Origin of the sequence: Dechloromonas agitata is5 (assembly GCF_000519045.1) — a bacterium.
In the GTDB taxonomy this organism is placed as follows: Bacteria; Pseudomonadota; Gammaproteobacteria; order Burkholderiales; family Rhodocyclaceae; genus Azonexus; species Azonexus agitatus.
Genome location: NZ_KI912532.1, coordinates 2,755,503 through 2,771,941, shown reverse-complemented (window position 1 = coordinate 2,771,941; position 16,439 = coordinate 2,755,503). Strand labels below are relative to the sequence as shown.

Sequence of the window (16,439 nt, the reverse complement as noted above, 5' to 3'; positions counted from 1 at the left end):
TCGCGTTCGCTTCAGCCACGCATGAAAAAACCTGCTTCGGCAGGTTTTTTTACGGGTTCCGGTCTGGCCAGGGGTAGGTTTCGAAGCGGAACAGCGTGGGGCGCTCGGTGTCGATGATGCCCAGCGTCCAGCCCATCAGGGGATAACCATGGGTTTCAACTCGGGTGAAGCGGAAGTTGGTGCGTCCATGATGGTCGCGCAACGGCTGGTCGATGCGGCTGATGTGCGTATCGCCATGGACGGCCACGACCTGGCCGGGGAAGCGCTCGGTTTCTTCCTGCAGGATGGTCAGGAATTCGCGATAGCCGCGATGCGCCAGGCCTTGGGCAAAATGTGTGAAGCCCGGGTTGGCCTGGAAAAGCAGGACAATCCCCGCCAGTTTCTCGCGCCTCGCCATCTCGAAGCTGTCGCGCAACCAGGCGAGGACGACCGGGTTGCGGGCAACGAACTCTGGGCGGGGTTCGCCGGTCAGTCCCCAGTTGTTGTTGCCACCCGGCAGGTTCAGCGTGACGAACAGCACCGGGCCGAGGCGGAAGCGCGCATGCTCCGGGTAGTTTCCGGCCTGGCGTTCGAGCGGCAGCTGTGTCTTGCCGAGTGAGAAGGCGTCCTCCCAGAACAGGCGGCGCAGCTTGGCCAGACGTTCGAGCGGGTCATAAGCCCCGTTGCTCAGCCGATCGCAGTCACTCCACTCGTTGTCGCCCGGCATGAGAATGAAGGGGACGCGACTGTTCTGGAACAACTTGTAGCGATCCTCGAACAGCGCATCGTCGCATCGGCTGGAGCCCGATTTGAAATCGCCGACATGGGCAATGAACGCGACATGCCGGTCGGCGATAGCCGACAGCATTTTCGGTAGCTCGGCCCGTTCGTTGTCCGAATAGGGCGTGTCGCCGATCAGTGCAAAACGCCAGGTTTCGGCCGTTGCACCCTGCAGGGCTGCAGCCAGGAGTAGCCCGCCGAGCAGGCGGGCGACGCGGCTGCTTCGCGATGGGCGCCGGACACTCACCCGAGCAGCCCTTTCAGCGCATACAGGGCATCGAGCGCCTCGCGTGGTGTCAGGCTGTCCGGGTCGATCGCCGCCAGGCGGTCGACCACTGGATGCGGCTCGGCGGCGGCCGGTTCCGGCTCACCCTGGGCGAAGAGGTCCGGCTGCAGTGGATCGACGGCGGCGCGCTGCTCGAATTCGCGCAACTGCTTGCGGGCCGCTCGCACCACGGCGGTCGGAATGCCGGCCAGCGCGGCGACCTGGATACCGTAACTCTGGTTGGCTGGCCCTTCTTCGACGGCGTGCATGAAGACAATGCGGTCGTTATGCTCGACCGCACCGAGGTGCACGTTGGCCAGTTCCGAATACTCGTGCGACAGGCGGGTCAGCTCGAAGTAGTGCGTGGCAAACAGGGTCAGGCTACGGTTCTTTTCGACCAGATGGCGCAGGATGGCGAAGGCGAGCGCCATGCCGTCGAAAGTCGAGGTGCCGCGGCCGATTTCGTCCATCAGGACCAGGCTTTGATTCGTTGCATGGTGCAGGATGGCCGCTGCTTCGGTCATTTCGACCATGAAGGTCGAACGGCCGGAAGCGAGGTCGTCGGAAGCGCCGATGCGGGTAAAGATGCGGTCGAGCGGGCCGAGTACGCAGGATTCGGCCGGCACGTAGCTGCCGAGGTGGGCGAGCAGGGCGATCAGCGCCACCTGGCGCATGTAGGTTGATTTACCGCCCATGTTCGGGCCGGTGATCAACAACAGTCGGCGGTTGTCGGCCAGCAGGCAGTCATTGGCGATGAAGGTTTCGGCACTCTGCGCCAGCTCGTTCTCGACTACCGGGTGGCGGCCGTTGACGATGTTCAGCTGCGTTTCAGCGGCGAATTGCGGCTTGCACCAGTTGCGCTTGAGGGCCGATTCGGCAAAGCCGGCCAGCAGGTCGAGCTGGGCGACGGCGCGGGCGATGGTCTGCAAGGTCGGCACCACGGGCAGCAGGGCGTCGAGGATCTGCTCATAAAGCAGCTTCTCCCGGGCCAGCGAGCGTTCCTGTGCCGACAGCGCCTTGTCCTCGAAGGCCTTGAGCTCCGGCGTGATGTAGCGCTCGGCATTCTTCAAGGTTTGCCGACGACGGTAATCGTCGGGAATCTTGTCGACGTTGGCGTGCGTGACTTCGATATAGAAGCCATGCACCTTGTTGTACTCGACCTTGAGGCTGGCAATGCCGGTGCGCTCGCGTTCGCGGGCTTCCATGTCGATCAGGAAGGCGCCGCAGTTGTCGTTCAGCGAGCGCAGTTCGTCGAGATCAGGATCGTAGCCCGGTGCGATAACCCCTCCATCGCGCACCTGGGCGCCTGGTTCGGCGGCAATGGCGCGGACCAGCAGGGCCAGCGCGGCTTCCGGCGTCTCCAGTTCGGCAAATAGCTGGGTGAGCAGCGGGGCAGGTTGCGCCATCAGCGGTGCACGCAACGCCGGCAGGCGGGCGAGCGATTCGCGCAGGCTCGCCAGGTCGCGCGGCCGCGCATTGCGCAGCGCGATGCGGCCGGCGATGCGCTCGATGTCGGCGATGCCGCGCAAGGCCTTGCGCACCTCACCGGCCAGGCGGCCATAGTCGTCGAGCAGGCCTTCGACGGCGCCATGGCGCAGGGCGGGAATGTCGCGCTCGCGCAGCGGGTGGTGCAGCGTGTGGCGCAACAGGCGGGAACCCATGCTGGTCACGCAGTTGTCGAGCAGCGAGAACAAGGTCGGCGACGGCTGGCCGCGCAAGGTTTCGGTGAGTTCGAGGTTGCGCCGGGTGGCGAGGTCCAGTCCCAGGTAGGCGCCTTCCAGTTCTACCGTCAGGCCACGCAGGTGCGGCAACTTGCCGGATTGCGTTGCCTGGGCGTACTGCAGCAGCGCACCGGCTGCGGCAATGGCGGGCTTCAGGCCCTCGGCGCCGAAGCCGGCCAGCGAGGCCACTTCGAATTGGTCGCAGAGCAGGCGGCGCGCCGAGTCGTAGTCGAAATACCAGTCCGGCTGGCGGGTGCGGGCTACATCGAGGTTGAAATTGGGCGTCCAGCTCTCCGGGTAGAGGATTTCCGCCGGGCGAACGCGCTCCAGCGTGGCGGGAATCTGCTCGGCCGGCACTTCGATCAGGATGAATTCGCCGCTCGACAGGTTCAGGCGGGCGATGCCGGCCGTGTTGCGCTGTGTCGCAACGGCGAGCAGCCAGATGTCCTGCTTGTCGTCGATCAGCGCCGCATCGGTCAGCGTGCCCGGCGTGACGATGCGCGCCACGGCCCGCTCGACCGGCCCCTTGCTGGTTGCCGGGTCGCCGATCTGTTCGCAGATGACGGCTGATTCGCCGAGTTTGACCAGCCGGGCAAGGTAGGGTTCCAGCGAATGAAAGGGCACGCCACACATCTTGATCGGCACCCCGGCCGACTGGCCACGCGTGGTCAGCGTAATGTCGAGCAGACGCGCGGCTTTTTCGGCGTCTTCGTAGAAAAGCTCGTAGAAATCGCCCATCCGGTAAAACAGCAGGGTGTTCGGGTGCTTGGCCTTGAGCGCCAAGTACTGAACCATCATGGGCGTGTGCTTGGGCTGTTCGTTTTTTGCTTCTTTTGCCATGTGTCTTGGGGAACTTATTGCCGGATTTCGCGGGTGTTATCCGGCGCACCGAACTCGCCGCTGCTGCGGAAGGGGTTGATGTCGAGGCCGCCGCGCCGGGTATAGCGGGCGTAAACAGCCAGCGCATCGGGGTGGCAGTGGCGCTGGATGTCGCTGAAGATGCGCTCGACGCACTGCTCGTGGAATTCGTTGTGCTCGCGGAAGGAGACGATATAACGCAGCAGCCCGGCGCGGTCGATGGGCTGGCCCCGATAGCGCACGACGACCATGGCCCAGTCCGGCTGGCCGGTGACCAGGCAGTTGGACTTGAGCAGGTGGGAATACAGGGTTTCCTCGACTGCCTCGCCGGGCCGGGTGGCGAGCAGTTCGGGGGCCGGCTGGTAGCGGTCGCAGGCGATGTCGAGCTCATCGATCAGCGTACCCGCAGGTGTGCCCAGGCTTGCCGTCGGTGCGGTGGAAAGCGGTTGCAGCGCAACGATGACCGGGCGCCCGGCGGTGGCCGAGAGGTCGCGGGTCATGATCTCCGCCACGGCCTCGACCGAGTCAAAGCGGGTCTGGTTGAAGGAGTTGAGGTAGAGCTTGAAGGATTTCGACTCGATCAGGTTCGGGCTGTCGACTGGCACGCGAAAGGTGCCGACGGCGACCATTGGCTTGCCCTTGGGGGTCAGCCAGGAGAGCTCGTAGGCGTTCCACAGGTCTTCGCCAACGAAGGGCAGGGCGGCATCATCGATGCCGATTTCGCGGCGCTTCAACTGGCGCGGAATCGGGTAGAGCAGTTCCGGCGCGTAGTGGCTCTGGTAGGACGTCGCCTTGCCCAGCGGCGAGGCATGGCTAGGGTCGGGAATGGTGTGGGTCGTCATGGGGCCGGATTTTACCTGCTTGCCCGCTGGGCGATGCCGTCTAGTGCTGCCGTAGTTCGATCAGGTGCGGGCCGCCGGCTTGCAGCGCGTTATGGAGTGCCAGGCGCAGCGCGTCGTGAACGTCGACCTGTGCATAGTCGATGCCGAAAGCCCGGGCAGCGTGGCCAAAATCCACCGCCTGCGGCGTGCGCCAGCCCTGCTCGAATTCGGGCAAGGTACGTTGCGGCAAGTGGTCGAAAATACCGCCGCCGTTATTATTGACCGTGACGATCACGAGATCGCGGCCACGCGCCAGGGCCAGCCCGCCCAGATCATGCTGGCAGGTCAGATCACCGAGCAGGGCGACCGTTCGGCCATGGGCCGCCGCAATGCCGGCCGCCGTTGAAATATTGCCGTCGATGCCGCTGGCGCCACGGTTAGCGTGACAGTGCAAGGTCTTGTCGGAGACGCCGGAGAATGAATCGAGTTGTCGGATGGCGAGCGAGTTCCCCACGAAGAGGGCGCCACCGTCAGGGATTTCGTCGAGCACCGCCGTGATGTGGCTCGCTTCGGCACTGGCCGCAGTACGGCGCTCCTCGGTCATAAAGGCTTCCAACCAGCCGGCCGGCGCCGGGGATGGCGCCTGTTCAGCCAGTGCAGCGCAGAGATCGGCCGGTTCGCCGCGGACGAGATGGGTGATGCGGTGCGGTGGGTCGATCCAGCGCGGCCACGGGTCGAACACGACATGAGTCGCCGTGGTGGCCGAAGCGAAATTCTGCAGGTGGCGGGTGACCGGGAAGGCCCCGATGCGGATGATCCATTCCGGCCGGGCGATCTGCCGCTCGCCAGCATCTGCCAGCCAGCGGTTGTAGCGGACACAGAGGTGCGACCGGTCATGCCGGCCGAAGCGCAGCCCGGACATGGGTTCGGCCAGGATCGGGCAGGCCAGCCGGCGGGCGAGGGCGGTAACGGCCGGCGCCAGCCCCGGATCGGCGGGCGTCTCGCCGCAGATGATGACGCCGGGGCGACCGGCAATGCGTTCGGCCAGCTCGGACATTAGCCCGGTATCGAGGGCCAATTTCGGGAAGTGGTGCGTGACCGGCCCCGGTTCGTCGTTGGTGATCTGCGGATCGGCCGGCAGCAGCGGTTCGCGAAAAGGCTGGTTGATATGCACCGGGCCGGGGTAAGGCCAAATGGCCTGTTCGACCGCCTGGGTTGCCAGGCGGTGCAGGTAGCCGGGGTCGAAACCGGCATGCGGCGCGCCCAGCGCATGCCCGGCACGAACCCACGGGGCGAACATGCCGATCTGGGGGACCGTCTGGTTGGCGCCACAGGCATGCAGTTCCGGCGGCCGGTCAGCCGACAAGGCGATCAGCGGAACGCCGGACTGGCTGGCCTCGATGACGGCTGGCAGCCAGTTGGCCGGGGCCGTGCCAGAGGTGGCGAGGAGCAGTGCTGGTTGCCGTTGCACTTTGGCAATGCCGAGCGCGAAGAAGGCGGCACTGCGCTCATCGACGGCGATGTGGCAGCGCAGACCGGGCTGGCGCAGCATGGCAAGGGCGAGCGGTGTCGAGCGCGAACCGGGCGAAATGATTGCCTCGCGCGTACCGGCAGCGACAAAACCGGCGATCAGGGCGTGTGCCCAGTCAAGGTTGAGGGAGCCGGTATCGGTCATGTTTTCATCTGTGCCGCTGAAAATAGGGAATTGTAGTCGCTATCCTGCACGCGAACGCGCTGGCCCGTGCTATTATTCGCTCCGCTTTCCGCCAGCCGGCGGGGAGCCCGACGCGGAGTGGTAGTTCAGTCGGTTAGAATACCGGCCTGTCACGCCGGGGGTCGCGGGTTCGAGTCCCGTCCACTCCGCCAGTCACTGCTCAAAACCCGTAAGCCCAGCTTGCGGGTTTTTGCTTTTCAGCACCGGCGAATTCCCGATAAAGCCCAAGCAGGCCTAGGGTAAAGCCCAGTTCATCCGACACTAACCTTCCCTATAAGCTATGACCAAACAATACCAAGAAGTCCAGGGAAGCTTATGTCAAACGAAGGTCGTCATCAGCAGAGCGAGAGCTTTTGCAACCTTGACTACCTGATGGTCACGCTCGGTCGCAACGAGGCGACCGCCATGCGTCTGGTTGCCATGTTCCTGGAGAATTACCCGCTTCTCTGCCAGCGCATGTATGCGGCGCTGGATGCCGGTGACCCGGTTGCCTTGCGCAATGCCCTCCACGACATCCGCAGTGGTTGCGTACTCTTTTCAGGGCAGCGCTGTGTCGATCTGGCGCGAGGTTTCGAGGATTCGCTGCGCCGGCACCTTGAGAACGGGAACCCTCTCGACGGCCGTGAGGACTGGCGGACCATGGCCGACACGCTCGCCAATTGCCTGCATTGCATGGCGTCGGAGATGCGCAATTTCCTCGCCGGCAAGGCCGGCCAAGACCATCTGCGAAGCCCGTAGGCTGTCCTAGCAGAGCACCCCGTTCTGAAGCGCAAAACGGGTCAATCCGGTGACGTCGTGCGCACCGATCCGTTCCATTAGCCGGCCGCGATGAAACTCGACGGTTTTCGGGCTGATGCATAGCAAGCGGGCGATTTCCTTGGTTGTTTTCCCTGAGGCCACCATGCGCAAGACTTCCAGTTGGCGGGCGGTGAGCAGCGTCTTGCTGGCAGGATTGCCGCTCGCTGTCGGCTCAAGACGCAACTGCTCGATACGTGGTGAGAGATAGCGCTGGCCGTTGCGGACGGCAGCCAGTGCCGCGAGCAGTTCGGCCAGCACGAAGTCTTTGAGCAAATAGCCATCGGCCCCAGCCTGCATGGCTTCTTCGATGGTTTCCCGGCGATCGATGCTCGACAGCATCAGGATGCGGGTTTCCTGATCTACCAGGCGAATGGCCCGAGCGACTTCGATCCCCGTCGGGCCCGGCATCGCGATGTCGAGCAGGATGACATCCGGCTTATGTTGCAGGACGGCGGCGATCGCCTGATGACCATCGCTGCATTCGGCGACGAGTTCACACTCCGGCAAGGAATCCAGCAGGGCATGGATACCCGCCCGAATCAGCAACTGGTCGTCGGCGAGAATGATGCGAATAGTGTTATTCATGGCCGAACCTCATGAACTCCGACGAAATACATTATGCGCCGATTGCGGCAAACGGTTATCGCTGGTGTTCCTTCATGGCCCGCTGCGCCTCGCGCTTCGTGTCCTTTTCCATCGTGGCGGCGCGCTTGTCGTGCTGCTTCTTGCCCTTGGCCAGACCAATCTCCAGCTTGATGCGGCCACGCAGGAAATGCAGGTCGAGGGGCACCAGCGCGTAGCCGGCGCGTTCGACCTTGCCGATCAGCTTGCTGATTTCATGGGCGTGCAGCAGCAACTTGCGGGTGCGTGTCGGATCATGCCGGTTATGGGTCGAGGCGGTGGTCAAGGGGGTGATGTGCATGCCGATCAGGAACAACTCGCCCCCCTTGATGATGACGTAGGATTCCTTGATGTTCATCCGGCCGGCACGAATGGCCTTCACCTCCCAGCCTTCAAGGACGATTCCAGCCTCGTACTTGTCCTCGACGAAGTAGTCGTGAAAGGCTTTTTTATTGACCGTAATGCTCATGCTGCCTGGCGATCCATTAAAATTGCGATTCTACAGGATTCAGGATGCACTGCCGCTGCATGGCTCTGGTTGAAAAGACAGTATTGATCGAACAATCGGCCGAACGCATGTTCGAGCTGGTGGATCGTTGCGAGGACTACCCGGCCTTTCTGCCGTGGTGCAGCCACACCGAAGTCAAATTTCGCGATGCGATGAAGACGGTGGGAACTTTGCACATCAATTACCACGCGGTGAAATCGTCATTTACCACCGAAAACGACAAGGTTTTCCCGAATTCGATGAATATCCGCCTGGTTGACGGTCCATTCCGCCGACTGGAAGGGACTTGGCATTTCAAGGCTCTCGCCGAGAATGCCTGCAAGATCGAATTCCGGCTGCATTACGAATTTTCCAGCAAGTTGTTCGAAAAGGTCATTGGCCCGGTCTTCAGCCACATTGCCAACACCTTCGTCGATGCCTTCGTGCGTCGGGCTAACCACGTTTACGGAGTCGCCCATGGCTGAAACGTTGAATATCGAAGTCTGCTACGCCATGCGCGACAAGCAGGAAGTGGTTCGTGTCCGCTTGCCGGAAGGGGCCACGCTGCAACAAGGCCTGGAGTCCTCGGGTCTGTTGGCCAAGTACCCGGAAATCGACACCAAGAAAAACAAGTTCGGTATCTGGAACAAGTTGTCCAAGCTCGATGCCGTTCTGCGCGACAGGGACAGGATCGAGATCTACCGGCCGCTGATCGCCGACCCGAAGGAAGTCCGCAAGCAGCGTGCGGCGGAAGGGAAGGTCATGAAAAAAGGCGCCGGTGATGCCGACGCCTCGGAAGGCTGAACCGCCAAGCCGGTTGGCTTACTGGCAGGTTTCGGCGATGACCCGCTGGGCGCGTTCGATTTCCTGCTGACGCAGCGTGGTATCCAGCACCTTGCGTTGGCCGTTTTCATCCAGTGTGACCATCGGCTGATTGTTTTCCAGCGCGGTCAGGTTGCGCTTGGCTCGTTCGCAGTTTTCCCGCTTCTCGGCCGTGGCAGCCTCTTCCTTGGCCTGCTTGTCGGCTTTTTCCTTGGCTTCCTGCTGGCGCTTCTTGAACTCCATGTCCTTTTCAGCAGTCGTTTTCGGCCCTGCTGCAGCAGCCGTTTTTGCGCCGTCAGCCGCTTTTTCGACCGGCTTTTCGCTTACCACGCTGGGTTGCTGCCCTCCGATGGAGCGGCGGTTCTTGGCGGTGGCCGGCGGTGGTGTGTCGGAAATGATGGTTTGGCCGTTGCTATCCTTCCATTGAAAGGTTTCGGCGTGTGCTGCACTCCCTAGGCTTGACAGGGCAGTGGCAACTACACAAACAAGAAGGGTGTTCGAGGTCATCTGGGTTTCCTTGGCTTTTCTGTATAATACGATTTTGTGACCTTGGATCAAAGGCCATGCGACTGCTGCAAAAAGCCCTTACTTTCGACGACGTCCTTCTCGTCCCTGCACATTCTCAAGTCCTCCCGCGCGACGTTAGCCTGGCCACCCGGCTGACCCGCAACATTACCCTGAACCTGCCGCTGCTCTCGGCCGCCATGGATACCGTGACGGAAGGCCGACTGGCCATTGCGCTGGCCCAGGAGGGTGGAATCGGCATCATTCACAAGAACCTGACAGCGAAGGCCCAGGCGGCCGAAGTCGCCAAAGTCAAGCGTTTCGAGTCCGGCATCCTGAAGGACCCGATTACCGTCTCGCCGATGATGACGGTGCGCGATGTTCTTGAAATCACCCGGCAGTACCGCATTTCCGGTCTGCCGGTAATCGATAAGGCGGGGAAGGTGGTCGGCATCGTCACCAACCGCGACCTGCGTTTCGAGACCAATCTTGATCAGCCGGTCAAGTCGATCATGACCCCGAAGAAGCGCCTGGTCACGGTCAAGGAAGGCGCCAGCGTCGAAGAGGCCAAGGAGTTGATCCGTACGCATCGTCTGGAGCGTGTCCTGGTCATTGACGATGAGTTCCATCTGCGCGGTCTGATCACTGTCAAGGACATCCTCAAGTCTACCGAACACCCGCTGGCCAACAAGGATGCTTCCGGGCGTCTGCGCGCCGGTGCGGCGGTTGGCGTTGGTGCCGGCACCGAGGAGCGCGTCGAACTGCTGGCCGAGGCTGGTGTCGATGTCGTCGTTGTCGATACGGCGCATGGCCACTCGCAAGGTGTGCTGGATCGCGTCAAGTGGGTCAAGAAGAATTTTCCGCAAATCGAGGTTATCGGCGGCAATATCGCGACGGCCGACGCGGCGCGGGCGCTGGTCGACATGGGTGCCGATGGCGTCAAGGTCGGTATTGGCCCTGGCTCGATCTGCACCACCCGTATCGTGGCCGGTGTTGGCGTGCCGCAGATCACCGCCATCCAGAACGTGTCCGAATCCCTGAAGGGAACTGGCGTGCCGATGATCGCCGACGGCGGTATCCGCTACTCCGGAGACATTGCCAAGGCGATCGCTGCCGGTGCCGATACCGTCATGCTCGGCGGCCTCTTTGCTGGTACCGAGGAGGCGCCGGGTGAGGTCGAACTCTTCCAGGGGCGCTCCTACAAGTCCTACCGCGGCATGGGCTCGTTGGGCGCCATGCAGGCCGGTTCGAGCGATCGCTATTTCCAGGAAGCCACGGCAAACGTGGACAAGTTCGTGCCCGAGGGCATCGAAGGCCGCGTTCCCTACAAGGGCTCGGTACTCGCCGTGATTCATCAACTGATGGGCGGCCTGCGCTCCTCGATGGGCTACCTCGGCTGCGCTACCATCGCCCAGATGCACGAACAGGCCTGCTTCGTCGAGATCACCTCGGCCGGCATCCGCGAATCCCACGTGCACGATGTGCAGATCACCAAGGAAGCGCCGAACTATCATCTCGACTGATCGGTCGGATTCGGCACAGGGCGGCTCGGTGAGCCGCCTTTTTCATTCAAGCCCACCGTTTTCCGGATTGTTTCCATGAGCCACCAGAAAATCCTCATCCTCGACTTCGGTTCCCAGGTCACCCAACTGATTGCCCGCCGCGTCCGCGAAGCCAAGGTCTTCTGCGAAATCCATCCCTACGATGTATCGGAAGATTTCATTCGCAACTATGGCGCCAAGGGTATCATCCTGTCCGGCGGACCGAGTTCCGTGACCGAAGGCGATACGCCGCGCGCGCCGGATGTCGTTTTCGAGCTCGGGATTCCGGTGCTCGGCATCTGCTACGGCATGCAGACCATGGCCCAGCAACTGGGCGGCAAGGTGATGACCGCCGAGGCCGCCGGCAAGGCGCGCGAATTCGGTTATTCGGAAGTCCGCGCCCACGGCCATACTGCGCTGCTGAATGACATCGCCGACTTCTACAGTCCGGAAGGCCACGGCATGCTGAAGGTCTGGATGAGCCACGGCGATTCGGTTATGGAACTGCCATCGGGCTTCATCAAGATGGCCTCGACCGCCTCGTGCCCGATCGCCGCGATGGCCGACGAAAGCCGCAAGTTCTACGCCGTGCAGTTCCACCCGGAAGTGACGCACACCATGCAGGGGCGGGCCATTCTCGAGCGTTTCGTGCATGGCATCTGCGGCTGCGGTACCGACTGGGTGATGGGCGACTACATCGCCGAAGCGGTCGATGCCATCCAGCGTCAGGTGGGCGATGAGGAAGTCATCCTCGGCCTTTCAGGGGGCGTCGATTCCAGCGTTGCTGCAGCGCTGATCCACAAGGCGATCGGCGATCAGTTGAGCTGCGTCTTCGTCGATCACGGCCTGCTGCGTCTGAACGAGGGTGACATGGTCATGGACATGTTCGCCCGCAACCTTGGCGTCAAGGTCATCCGCGTCGATGCCGTCGATCAGTTCATGGGCAAGCTGGCGGGTGTCTCCGATCCCGAGCAGAAGCGTAAGATCATCGGCAAGGAGTTCGTCGAAGTCTTCCAGGCCGAATCGAAGAAACTGACGTCTGCCAAGTGGCTGGCCCAGGGCACCATCTATCCGGATGTGATCGAATCGGCCGGCAAGAACAAGAAGGGCGCCCATACCATCAAGAGCCACCACAATGTCGGCGGCCTGCCGGAAGACATGCACCTGAAGCTGCTTGAACCGCTGCGCGAACTGTTCAAGGACGAGGTCCGCGAACTCGGTGTCGCCCTCGGTCTGCCACGCGAGATGGTCTATCGCCATCCCTTCCCCGGTCCCGGCCTCGGGGTGCGCATCCTCGGTGAGGTCAAGCGCGAGTCGGCCAGTCTGCTGCAGCGTGCCGATGCCATCTTCATCGATGAACTGCGCGCGACGCATGCCACCGAGCGCGATGCGGCTGCCGGCCTGTGTAGCGAAAAGGATATTGGCAAGAGCTGGTACGACCTGACCAGCCAGGCCTTCGCCGTCTTCCTGCCGGTCAAGAGCGTCGGCGTGATGGGTGATGGCCGGACCTACGAAAATGTCGTCGCCCTGCGCGCCGTAGTGACCAGCGATTTCATGACTGCCCACTGGGCACACCTGCCGTACGAGTTGCTTGGCCGTGTGTCGAACCGCATCATCAACGAAGTGCGCGGCCTGAACCGTGTCGTATATGACGTTTCCGGCAAACCGCCGGCGACGATCGAGTGGGAGTAATCGGGCGCGTGGTCATCAGCCGGCTGGTATGCTTACGGTATGAAAAGCCATTACCAGACCCTTGGCCTGCCTTCGCCGCAGGCCACTCCTGAGCAGATCGAGGCGGCCTATCACCGCCTTGCTGCTGAATTTCCGAATAACGGCGACTTCCAGAAAGCCATTGCCGCAGCTCATGCTGCGTTGATCGACCCGCAGCGTCGGGCGGCCTACGACCGCCAGTTGCAGGTGAGCCAGAGCGCAGAAGCGGAGCAGGCAGGACGGATTCAAGCCACATCGGGGCGTGGCTGGCGTTGGCTGGGATTGGCCAGCCTCGCCTTGATTGCCGTGGGGTACTACCAGACCACGCAGCCCAAGCCGGCTCAGCCGGAAGGGGCGGTAGTGGGGCAGGGGGGCGACATGGCGCCGGTTGCAATGCCAGCCGAAGAAACGCCGGTCATGCAGCAGGCCATGGTGCCGTCGCCGCCAACGGCGATGGCACCTGAACCGATCGTTCGCCAGGCTCGTGAAACCCAGGTACGCTTTGTTCGCCCGGACCGTAAGCCCGGCTTCGATGCCGCCTACCTGGCCTGGACGACCTATCTGGTGGTGGGTGGCAGGAGCCGTGGCTCGGGTGTCATGGTGGCGCCGGACCGGATCTTGACTAATTGCCATGTCGTCGCCGGTAATGCGATGAGCGGCCTGATCGTCATCAACAGCGCCACGCATGAGCGGGCGAAGGTGGACAAGTACGCCAAGCTGGAGGACGACGAGGATATCTGTGTTCTGAGTGCTCCCGGCGCACCGCCCTACATCGCGGAATGGGGCCGATCCGAGTCGCTTGATCCGGGCGCACCGACGCATACCGTCAGTTTTCCGGGCAACGAAGGGCTGACCTGGTCATCCGGCACGCTTATCCGGCGCGAAATGCCGCTGGGCATGGAAGTCCTGGTCACTTCGAACTACTGTCGGCCAGGCGTTTCCGGTGGCCCGCTGTTCGACGACAAGGGGCAACTGATCGGCATCACGTCAGCCGGCCGGATATTCCGTGGCGGCGGCGGTGAATGCATGTCCCTGACTGCCGAAACCGCGAAGAAGGTACTTTACAAACCGATGGTGCCGATTGGCCTGGCACCGGCGCAATACGATCCGGCCATGTTGAGACGATGAACGATGAATTTTTCATGCGCGAGGCGATTTCGCTGGCGCGCGCAGCCGAATGCCTGGGTGAAGTGCCGGTCGGAGCCATCGTGGTCCGCGAGGGACTCATTGTCGGGCGTGGCTTCAATACGCCGATCGGCGAGAACGACCCGACCGCCCATGCCGAAATCGCAGCCTTGCGCGATGCGGCACGCAATCTGGGCAACTACCGTCTGCCGGGGTGCGAATTGTTCGTTACCCTCGAACCGTGCGCGATGTGTGCCGGGGCCATCATGCATTCGCGGATCAGCCGTGTCATTTACGGGGCACGAGACCCCAAGACCGGCGTGCACGGCAGTGTGGTCGACCTGTTCGGCGTCGAGCGCCTGAACCACCACGCGACGGTGGAGGGCGGTGTGTTGGCCGATGAATGCAGCGCGTTGCTGTCGGCCTTCTTTGCCAGCCGACGCCGGAAAGCATCATGAAACTGCATGTCTCGGTGGGGCGCCAGCGCATGCAGGTGCTCGATGACGAGGGCAATCTACTGCGCGAATATCCGGTGTCGACAGCCCTGGCCGGGGTTGGTGAGCTTTCCGGCAGTTACCGGACGCCGCGTGGCAGCCACATCATCCGGGCCAAGATCGGCGCGGGTTTGCCGGAAAACACCGTATTTGTCCGCCGTCGCCCGACCGGCGAAATCTGGACGCCGGAACTGGGCGAGCAATATCCCGGGCGCGACTGGATCCTGACGCGTATCCTGTGGCTTTCCGGCTGCCTGCCAGGCTTCAATCGGCTGGGATGCGTCGATACCATGCGTCGCTACATCTACATCCACGGCAGCCCGGACCACGCCGAAATGGGCACTCCCGGCTCACATGGCTGCATCCGCATGCGCAACACGGATATCGTCGAACTGTTCGACCTCGTTCCCTGCTATTCCCCGGTGGAAATTGCCGAGGACTGAAGCGGCTGGCCATAGGGACCAAAGCACCTTTCCCGGATGGTAACGCCACCGTCGCGGTGCAGCCAGGTCAGCGTGGATGCCCGTGTGCCATAGGTTTCCGACTTGACGAAAACGGCTGACAGCAGGCGTTCCCAGGCCAGCGGCACGCCGGTGTTGGGCAGGTTTTCGTCGGCAACGATCTGCTCGTCGGCCAATATCCGGAAAAACGCGTCCGTATCCGGCAAACCTGGCAAGGCTTTGGAGAAAGCCTGGCGGGCCGCCAGCAACTTCGGCCACGGACTGTCGAGCAGGTGGTTGGATAAGCCGTAGACCCCGGGGGCCAACGCGCGCGGCTCGCCGTCGCGATTCGAGCAATAGACCAGCGTGTCGCCGTCGGCCAGCAGCAGGTTGAAACCCGAGTAATCTGCGTAGGCGATGGTGTCAGCGTAGTGCTTGGGCGGCAGATCCGTAACCAGGAAATTCCGTGTCAGTTCGCCGCGCGACAGGGTTCCTTTCGCCATACCTGGTTCGCGGACATTGGTGACGGCAGCAAAGCGACCGCCTTCAGCGATACCCAGCCACGTGCCGCCCGCTTCGAGGTCACGCCCACCGATGACTTGCGGCGCCTGCGGCCAGCGCCCGATGGGCGTGCTCGGGCGGGCATAGAACTCGTCGCGGTTGGCGGCGACGACCAGCGGGTAGTCGGGATGAACCCGCCAGCCGACGACGATCAGGCACATGCCGCCCGGCTCAGGGATTGACGGCGACTGCCTTGACGACCGGACCGTCGAGCGAGCCGAGGCGGACGTTTTCCGAGTAATTGGACTGCACCACGGCCAGTGCCTCGTAGCCACCGGCCGGCGAGGGCGCGGCGGTCATCACCATGCCGCAGGACTGGTCCGGGTTGTCCGGCGAGTGCAGGACATCGCCGGGCTTGAGTGCCTGGGTACTGGTCAGCCGGAAGAGGTGGCGCTTGACCTTGCCGAGGTATTGCGTACGCGCGACAACCTCCTGACCCGGGTAGCAGCCCTTGTGGAAACTGACGCCGCCGATCTTTTCAAAATCGGCCATTTGCGGAACGAACTCTTCCTTGGTGGCCAGCGTGACCAGCGGGAAGGCAGCCTGGATGTCGAGCCAGCGCCAGGCAGGAAGGCCGGCCGGCCGTGCCTTGACGGTCAGCTTCTGCCACAGCCCGGCCATCGCCGACTCCGGGGCGACGATCAGCAGGCGTGAATCATCGAGGCGGATGACGGTCGTTTCGTCCTGCATCGCCATGGTCAGTGGGGTGGATGGGCAGGGCAATCCTGCGTCGGCCAGGGACTCTTCCGCCTGCGGGCCGGAAACGCCAAGCATCAGAGTGGTATCGGTCAGGGCCGCCAGCTTGACCTTGGCGCGCAGAACGAACATCTGCAGCCGCTTCAGGGAGGCTTCCTGCAGATCGGCTGAAAGGGCCAGCAGATAGCGTTCGTCCTGGCGCCAGGTCAGGAAACTGGCCTGCATCCGGCCTTTTGCCGTGCACCAGCCGGCATGTTGTGCCAGGCCTTTGCCGAGGTGATTGACGTCGCTGGTTAATTGATTGTGCAGGAAGGACTTGGCGTCTTCGCCGCTGGCCTCGATCAGCGCCAGATGGGTGAGCGGTACGACAATCGTTTGCTGCCTGGCAGCCAGCAGTTCGCCGGGTGCATCGCCAAAGCTGAGTAGTTCAGTCGAATCGCCGTCGAAAAGAGCTTCGGCGGATTCCAGAAAGCTGCGCCAGTGGGGGTTCATGGAGGCTCCA

The 16,439-nt window shown here is 62.7% G+C and carries 17 protein-coding genes and 1 tRNA gene; 9 read left to right on the top strand and 9 right to left on the bottom strand.

Going from position 1 to position 16,439, the window contains the following annotated elements:
• Window positions 1-49 precede the first annotated feature (49 nt).
• Genes K420_RS0113550 through menD form a run of 4 tightly spaced genes read right to left on the bottom strand, consistent with a single transcriptional unit; the run spans window position 50 to window position 6,099 of the window.
• Entirely contained in the window at window positions 50-1,006 is a 957-nt protein-coding gene (locus K420_RS0113550) for a metallophosphoesterase (protein ID WP_051453142.1), read from the bottom strand.
• Window positions 1,003-3,540, bottom strand: coding sequence for a DNA mismatch repair protein MutS (mutS, locus tag K420_RS0113545; RefSeq protein WP_408605886.1), 2,538 nt, complete (start codon window positions 3,538-3,540; stop codon window positions 1,003-1,005). The genes K420_RS0113550 and mutS overlap by 4 nt, the downstream gene beginning before the upstream one ends.
• Window positions 3,541-3,599: 59 nt before the next feature.
• Window positions 3,600-4,445, bottom strand: a complete 846-nt coding sequence (gene queF / locus K420_RS0113540; protein ID WP_027458535.1) for an NADPH-dependent 7-cyano-7-deazaguanine reductase QueF — start codon at window positions 4,443-4,445, stop codon at window positions 3,600-3,602.
• Between the two features lie 40 nt (window positions 4,446-4,485).
• Window positions 4,486-6,099, bottom strand: coding sequence for a 2-succinyl-5-enolpyruvyl-6-hydroxy-3-cyclohexene-1-carboxylic-acid synthase (menD, locus tag K420_RS19050; protein WP_051453141.1), 1,614 nt, complete (start codon window positions 6,097-6,099; stop codon window positions 4,486-4,488).
• A 114-nt stretch (window positions 6,100-6,213) separates the two neighbouring features.
• Here menD and K420_RS0113530 point away from each other — a divergent pair.
• Window positions 6,214-6,290: transfer RNA gene (locus tag K420_RS0113530), tRNA-Asp, on the top strand.
• Between the two features lie 163 nt (window positions 6,291-6,453).
• Window positions 6,454-6,876 carry an Hpt domain-containing protein gene (locus tag K420_RS0113525; protein WP_157275101.1) on the top strand — a complete coding sequence of 141 codons (423 nt, stop codon included), beginning with the start codon at window positions 6,454-6,456 and terminating at the stop codon, window positions 6,874-6,876.
• A gap of 6 nt (window positions 6,877-6,882) precedes the next feature.
• On the opposite strand, the gene K420_RS0113520 is transcribed toward K420_RS0113525, so the two are convergent.
• Together K420_RS0113520 and smpB are read right to left on the bottom strand one after the other, a co-directional pair.
• The gene (locus tag K420_RS0113520) at window positions 6,883-7,521 is read right to left on the bottom strand and encodes a response regulator transcription factor (protein ID WP_035854827.1); all 639 of its coding nucleotides are present in this window, start codon (window positions 7,519-7,521) and stop codon (window positions 6,883-6,885) included.
• A 55-nt stretch (window positions 7,522-7,576) separates the two neighbouring features.
• A complete protein-coding gene (smpB, locus tag K420_RS0113515; RefSeq protein WP_027458532.1) occupies window positions 7,577-8,026 on the bottom strand; it encodes an SsrA-binding protein SmpB in 450 nt (149 codons plus the stop codon).
• 59 nt (window positions 8,027-8,085) lie between these two features.
• Here smpB and K420_RS0113510 point away from each other — a divergent pair, with 59 nt between their 5' ends.
• Window positions 8,086-8,529: a type II toxin-antitoxin system RatA family toxin gene (locus K420_RS0113510; RefSeq protein WP_027458531.1), complete on the top strand. Its 444-nt coding sequence runs from the start codon at window positions 8,086-8,088 to the stop codon at window positions 8,527-8,529.
• Window positions 8,522-8,848 (top strand): RnfH family protein, encoded by a 327-nt coding sequence (locus tag K420_RS0113505; RefSeq protein ID WP_027458530.1) that lies wholly within the window; start codon window positions 8,522-8,524, stop codon window positions 8,846-8,848. The genes K420_RS0113510 and K420_RS0113505 overlap by 8 nt, the downstream gene beginning before the upstream one ends.
• An 18-nt stretch (window positions 8,849-8,866) precedes the next feature.
• Here the strand turns inward: K420_RS0113505 and K420_RS0113500 are convergent, their stop codons facing one another.
• The gene (locus tag K420_RS0113500; RefSeq protein ID WP_027458529.1) at window positions 8,867-9,373 is read right to left on the bottom strand and encodes a DUF4124 domain-containing protein; all 507 of its coding nucleotides are present in this window, start codon (window positions 9,371-9,373) and stop codon (window positions 8,867-8,869) included.
• A 56-nt stretch (window positions 9,374-9,429) separates the two neighbouring features.
• Here K420_RS0113500 and guaB point away from each other — a divergent pair, with 56 nt between their 5' ends.
• The 5 genes from guaB to K420_RS0113475 all read left to right on the top strand — a co-directional run bounded on the left by guaB (window position 9,430) and on the right by K420_RS0113475 (window position 14,683).
• Window positions 9,430-10,893, top strand: coding sequence for an IMP dehydrogenase (guaB, locus tag K420_RS0113495; protein WP_027458528.1), 1,464 nt, complete (start codon window positions 9,430-9,432; stop codon window positions 10,891-10,893).
• A gap of 75 nt (window positions 10,894-10,968) precedes the next feature.
• A complete protein-coding gene (guaA, locus tag K420_RS0113490) occupies window positions 10,969-12,603 on the top strand; it encodes a glutamine-hydrolyzing GMP synthase (protein ID WP_035854825.1) in 1,635 nt (544 codons plus the stop codon).
• Window positions 12,604-12,642: 39 nt separating this feature from the next.
• Window positions 12,643-13,749: a S1 family peptidase gene (locus K420_RS0113485; RefSeq protein WP_027458526.1), complete on the top strand. Its 1,107-nt coding sequence runs from the start codon at window positions 12,643-12,645 to the stop codon at window positions 13,747-13,749.
• Complete coding sequence (gene tadA / locus K420_RS0113480) at window positions 13,746-14,204, top strand: tRNA adenosine(34) deaminase TadA (protein WP_027458525.1); 459 nt, start codon at window positions 13,746-13,748, stop codon at window positions 14,202-14,204. Before K420_RS0113485 ends, tadA begins: the two co-directional genes overlap by 4 nt.
• Complete coding sequence (locus K420_RS0113475) at window positions 14,201-14,683, top strand: L,D-transpeptidase (RefSeq protein ID WP_027458524.1); 483 nt, start codon at window positions 14,201-14,203, stop codon at window positions 14,681-14,683. The genes tadA and K420_RS0113475 overlap by 4 nt, the downstream gene beginning before the upstream one ends.
• Here the strand turns inward: K420_RS0113475 and K420_RS0113470 are convergent.
• On the bottom strand, window positions 14,653-15,402 hold the full coding sequence (locus K420_RS0113470) for an NRDE family protein (protein ID WP_027458523.1): 750 nt from the start codon (window positions 15,400-15,402) through the stop codon (window positions 14,653-14,655). The genes K420_RS0113475 and K420_RS0113470 overlap by 31 nt on opposite strands.
• Window positions 15,403-15,412: 10 nt before the next feature.
• Complete coding sequence (gene ygfZ, locus K420_RS0113465; protein WP_027458522.1) at window positions 15,413-16,429, bottom strand: CAF17-like 4Fe-4S cluster assembly/insertion protein YgfZ; 1,017 nt, start codon at window positions 16,427-16,429, stop codon at window positions 15,413-15,415.
• Window positions 16,430-16,439 lie beyond the last annotated feature (10 nt).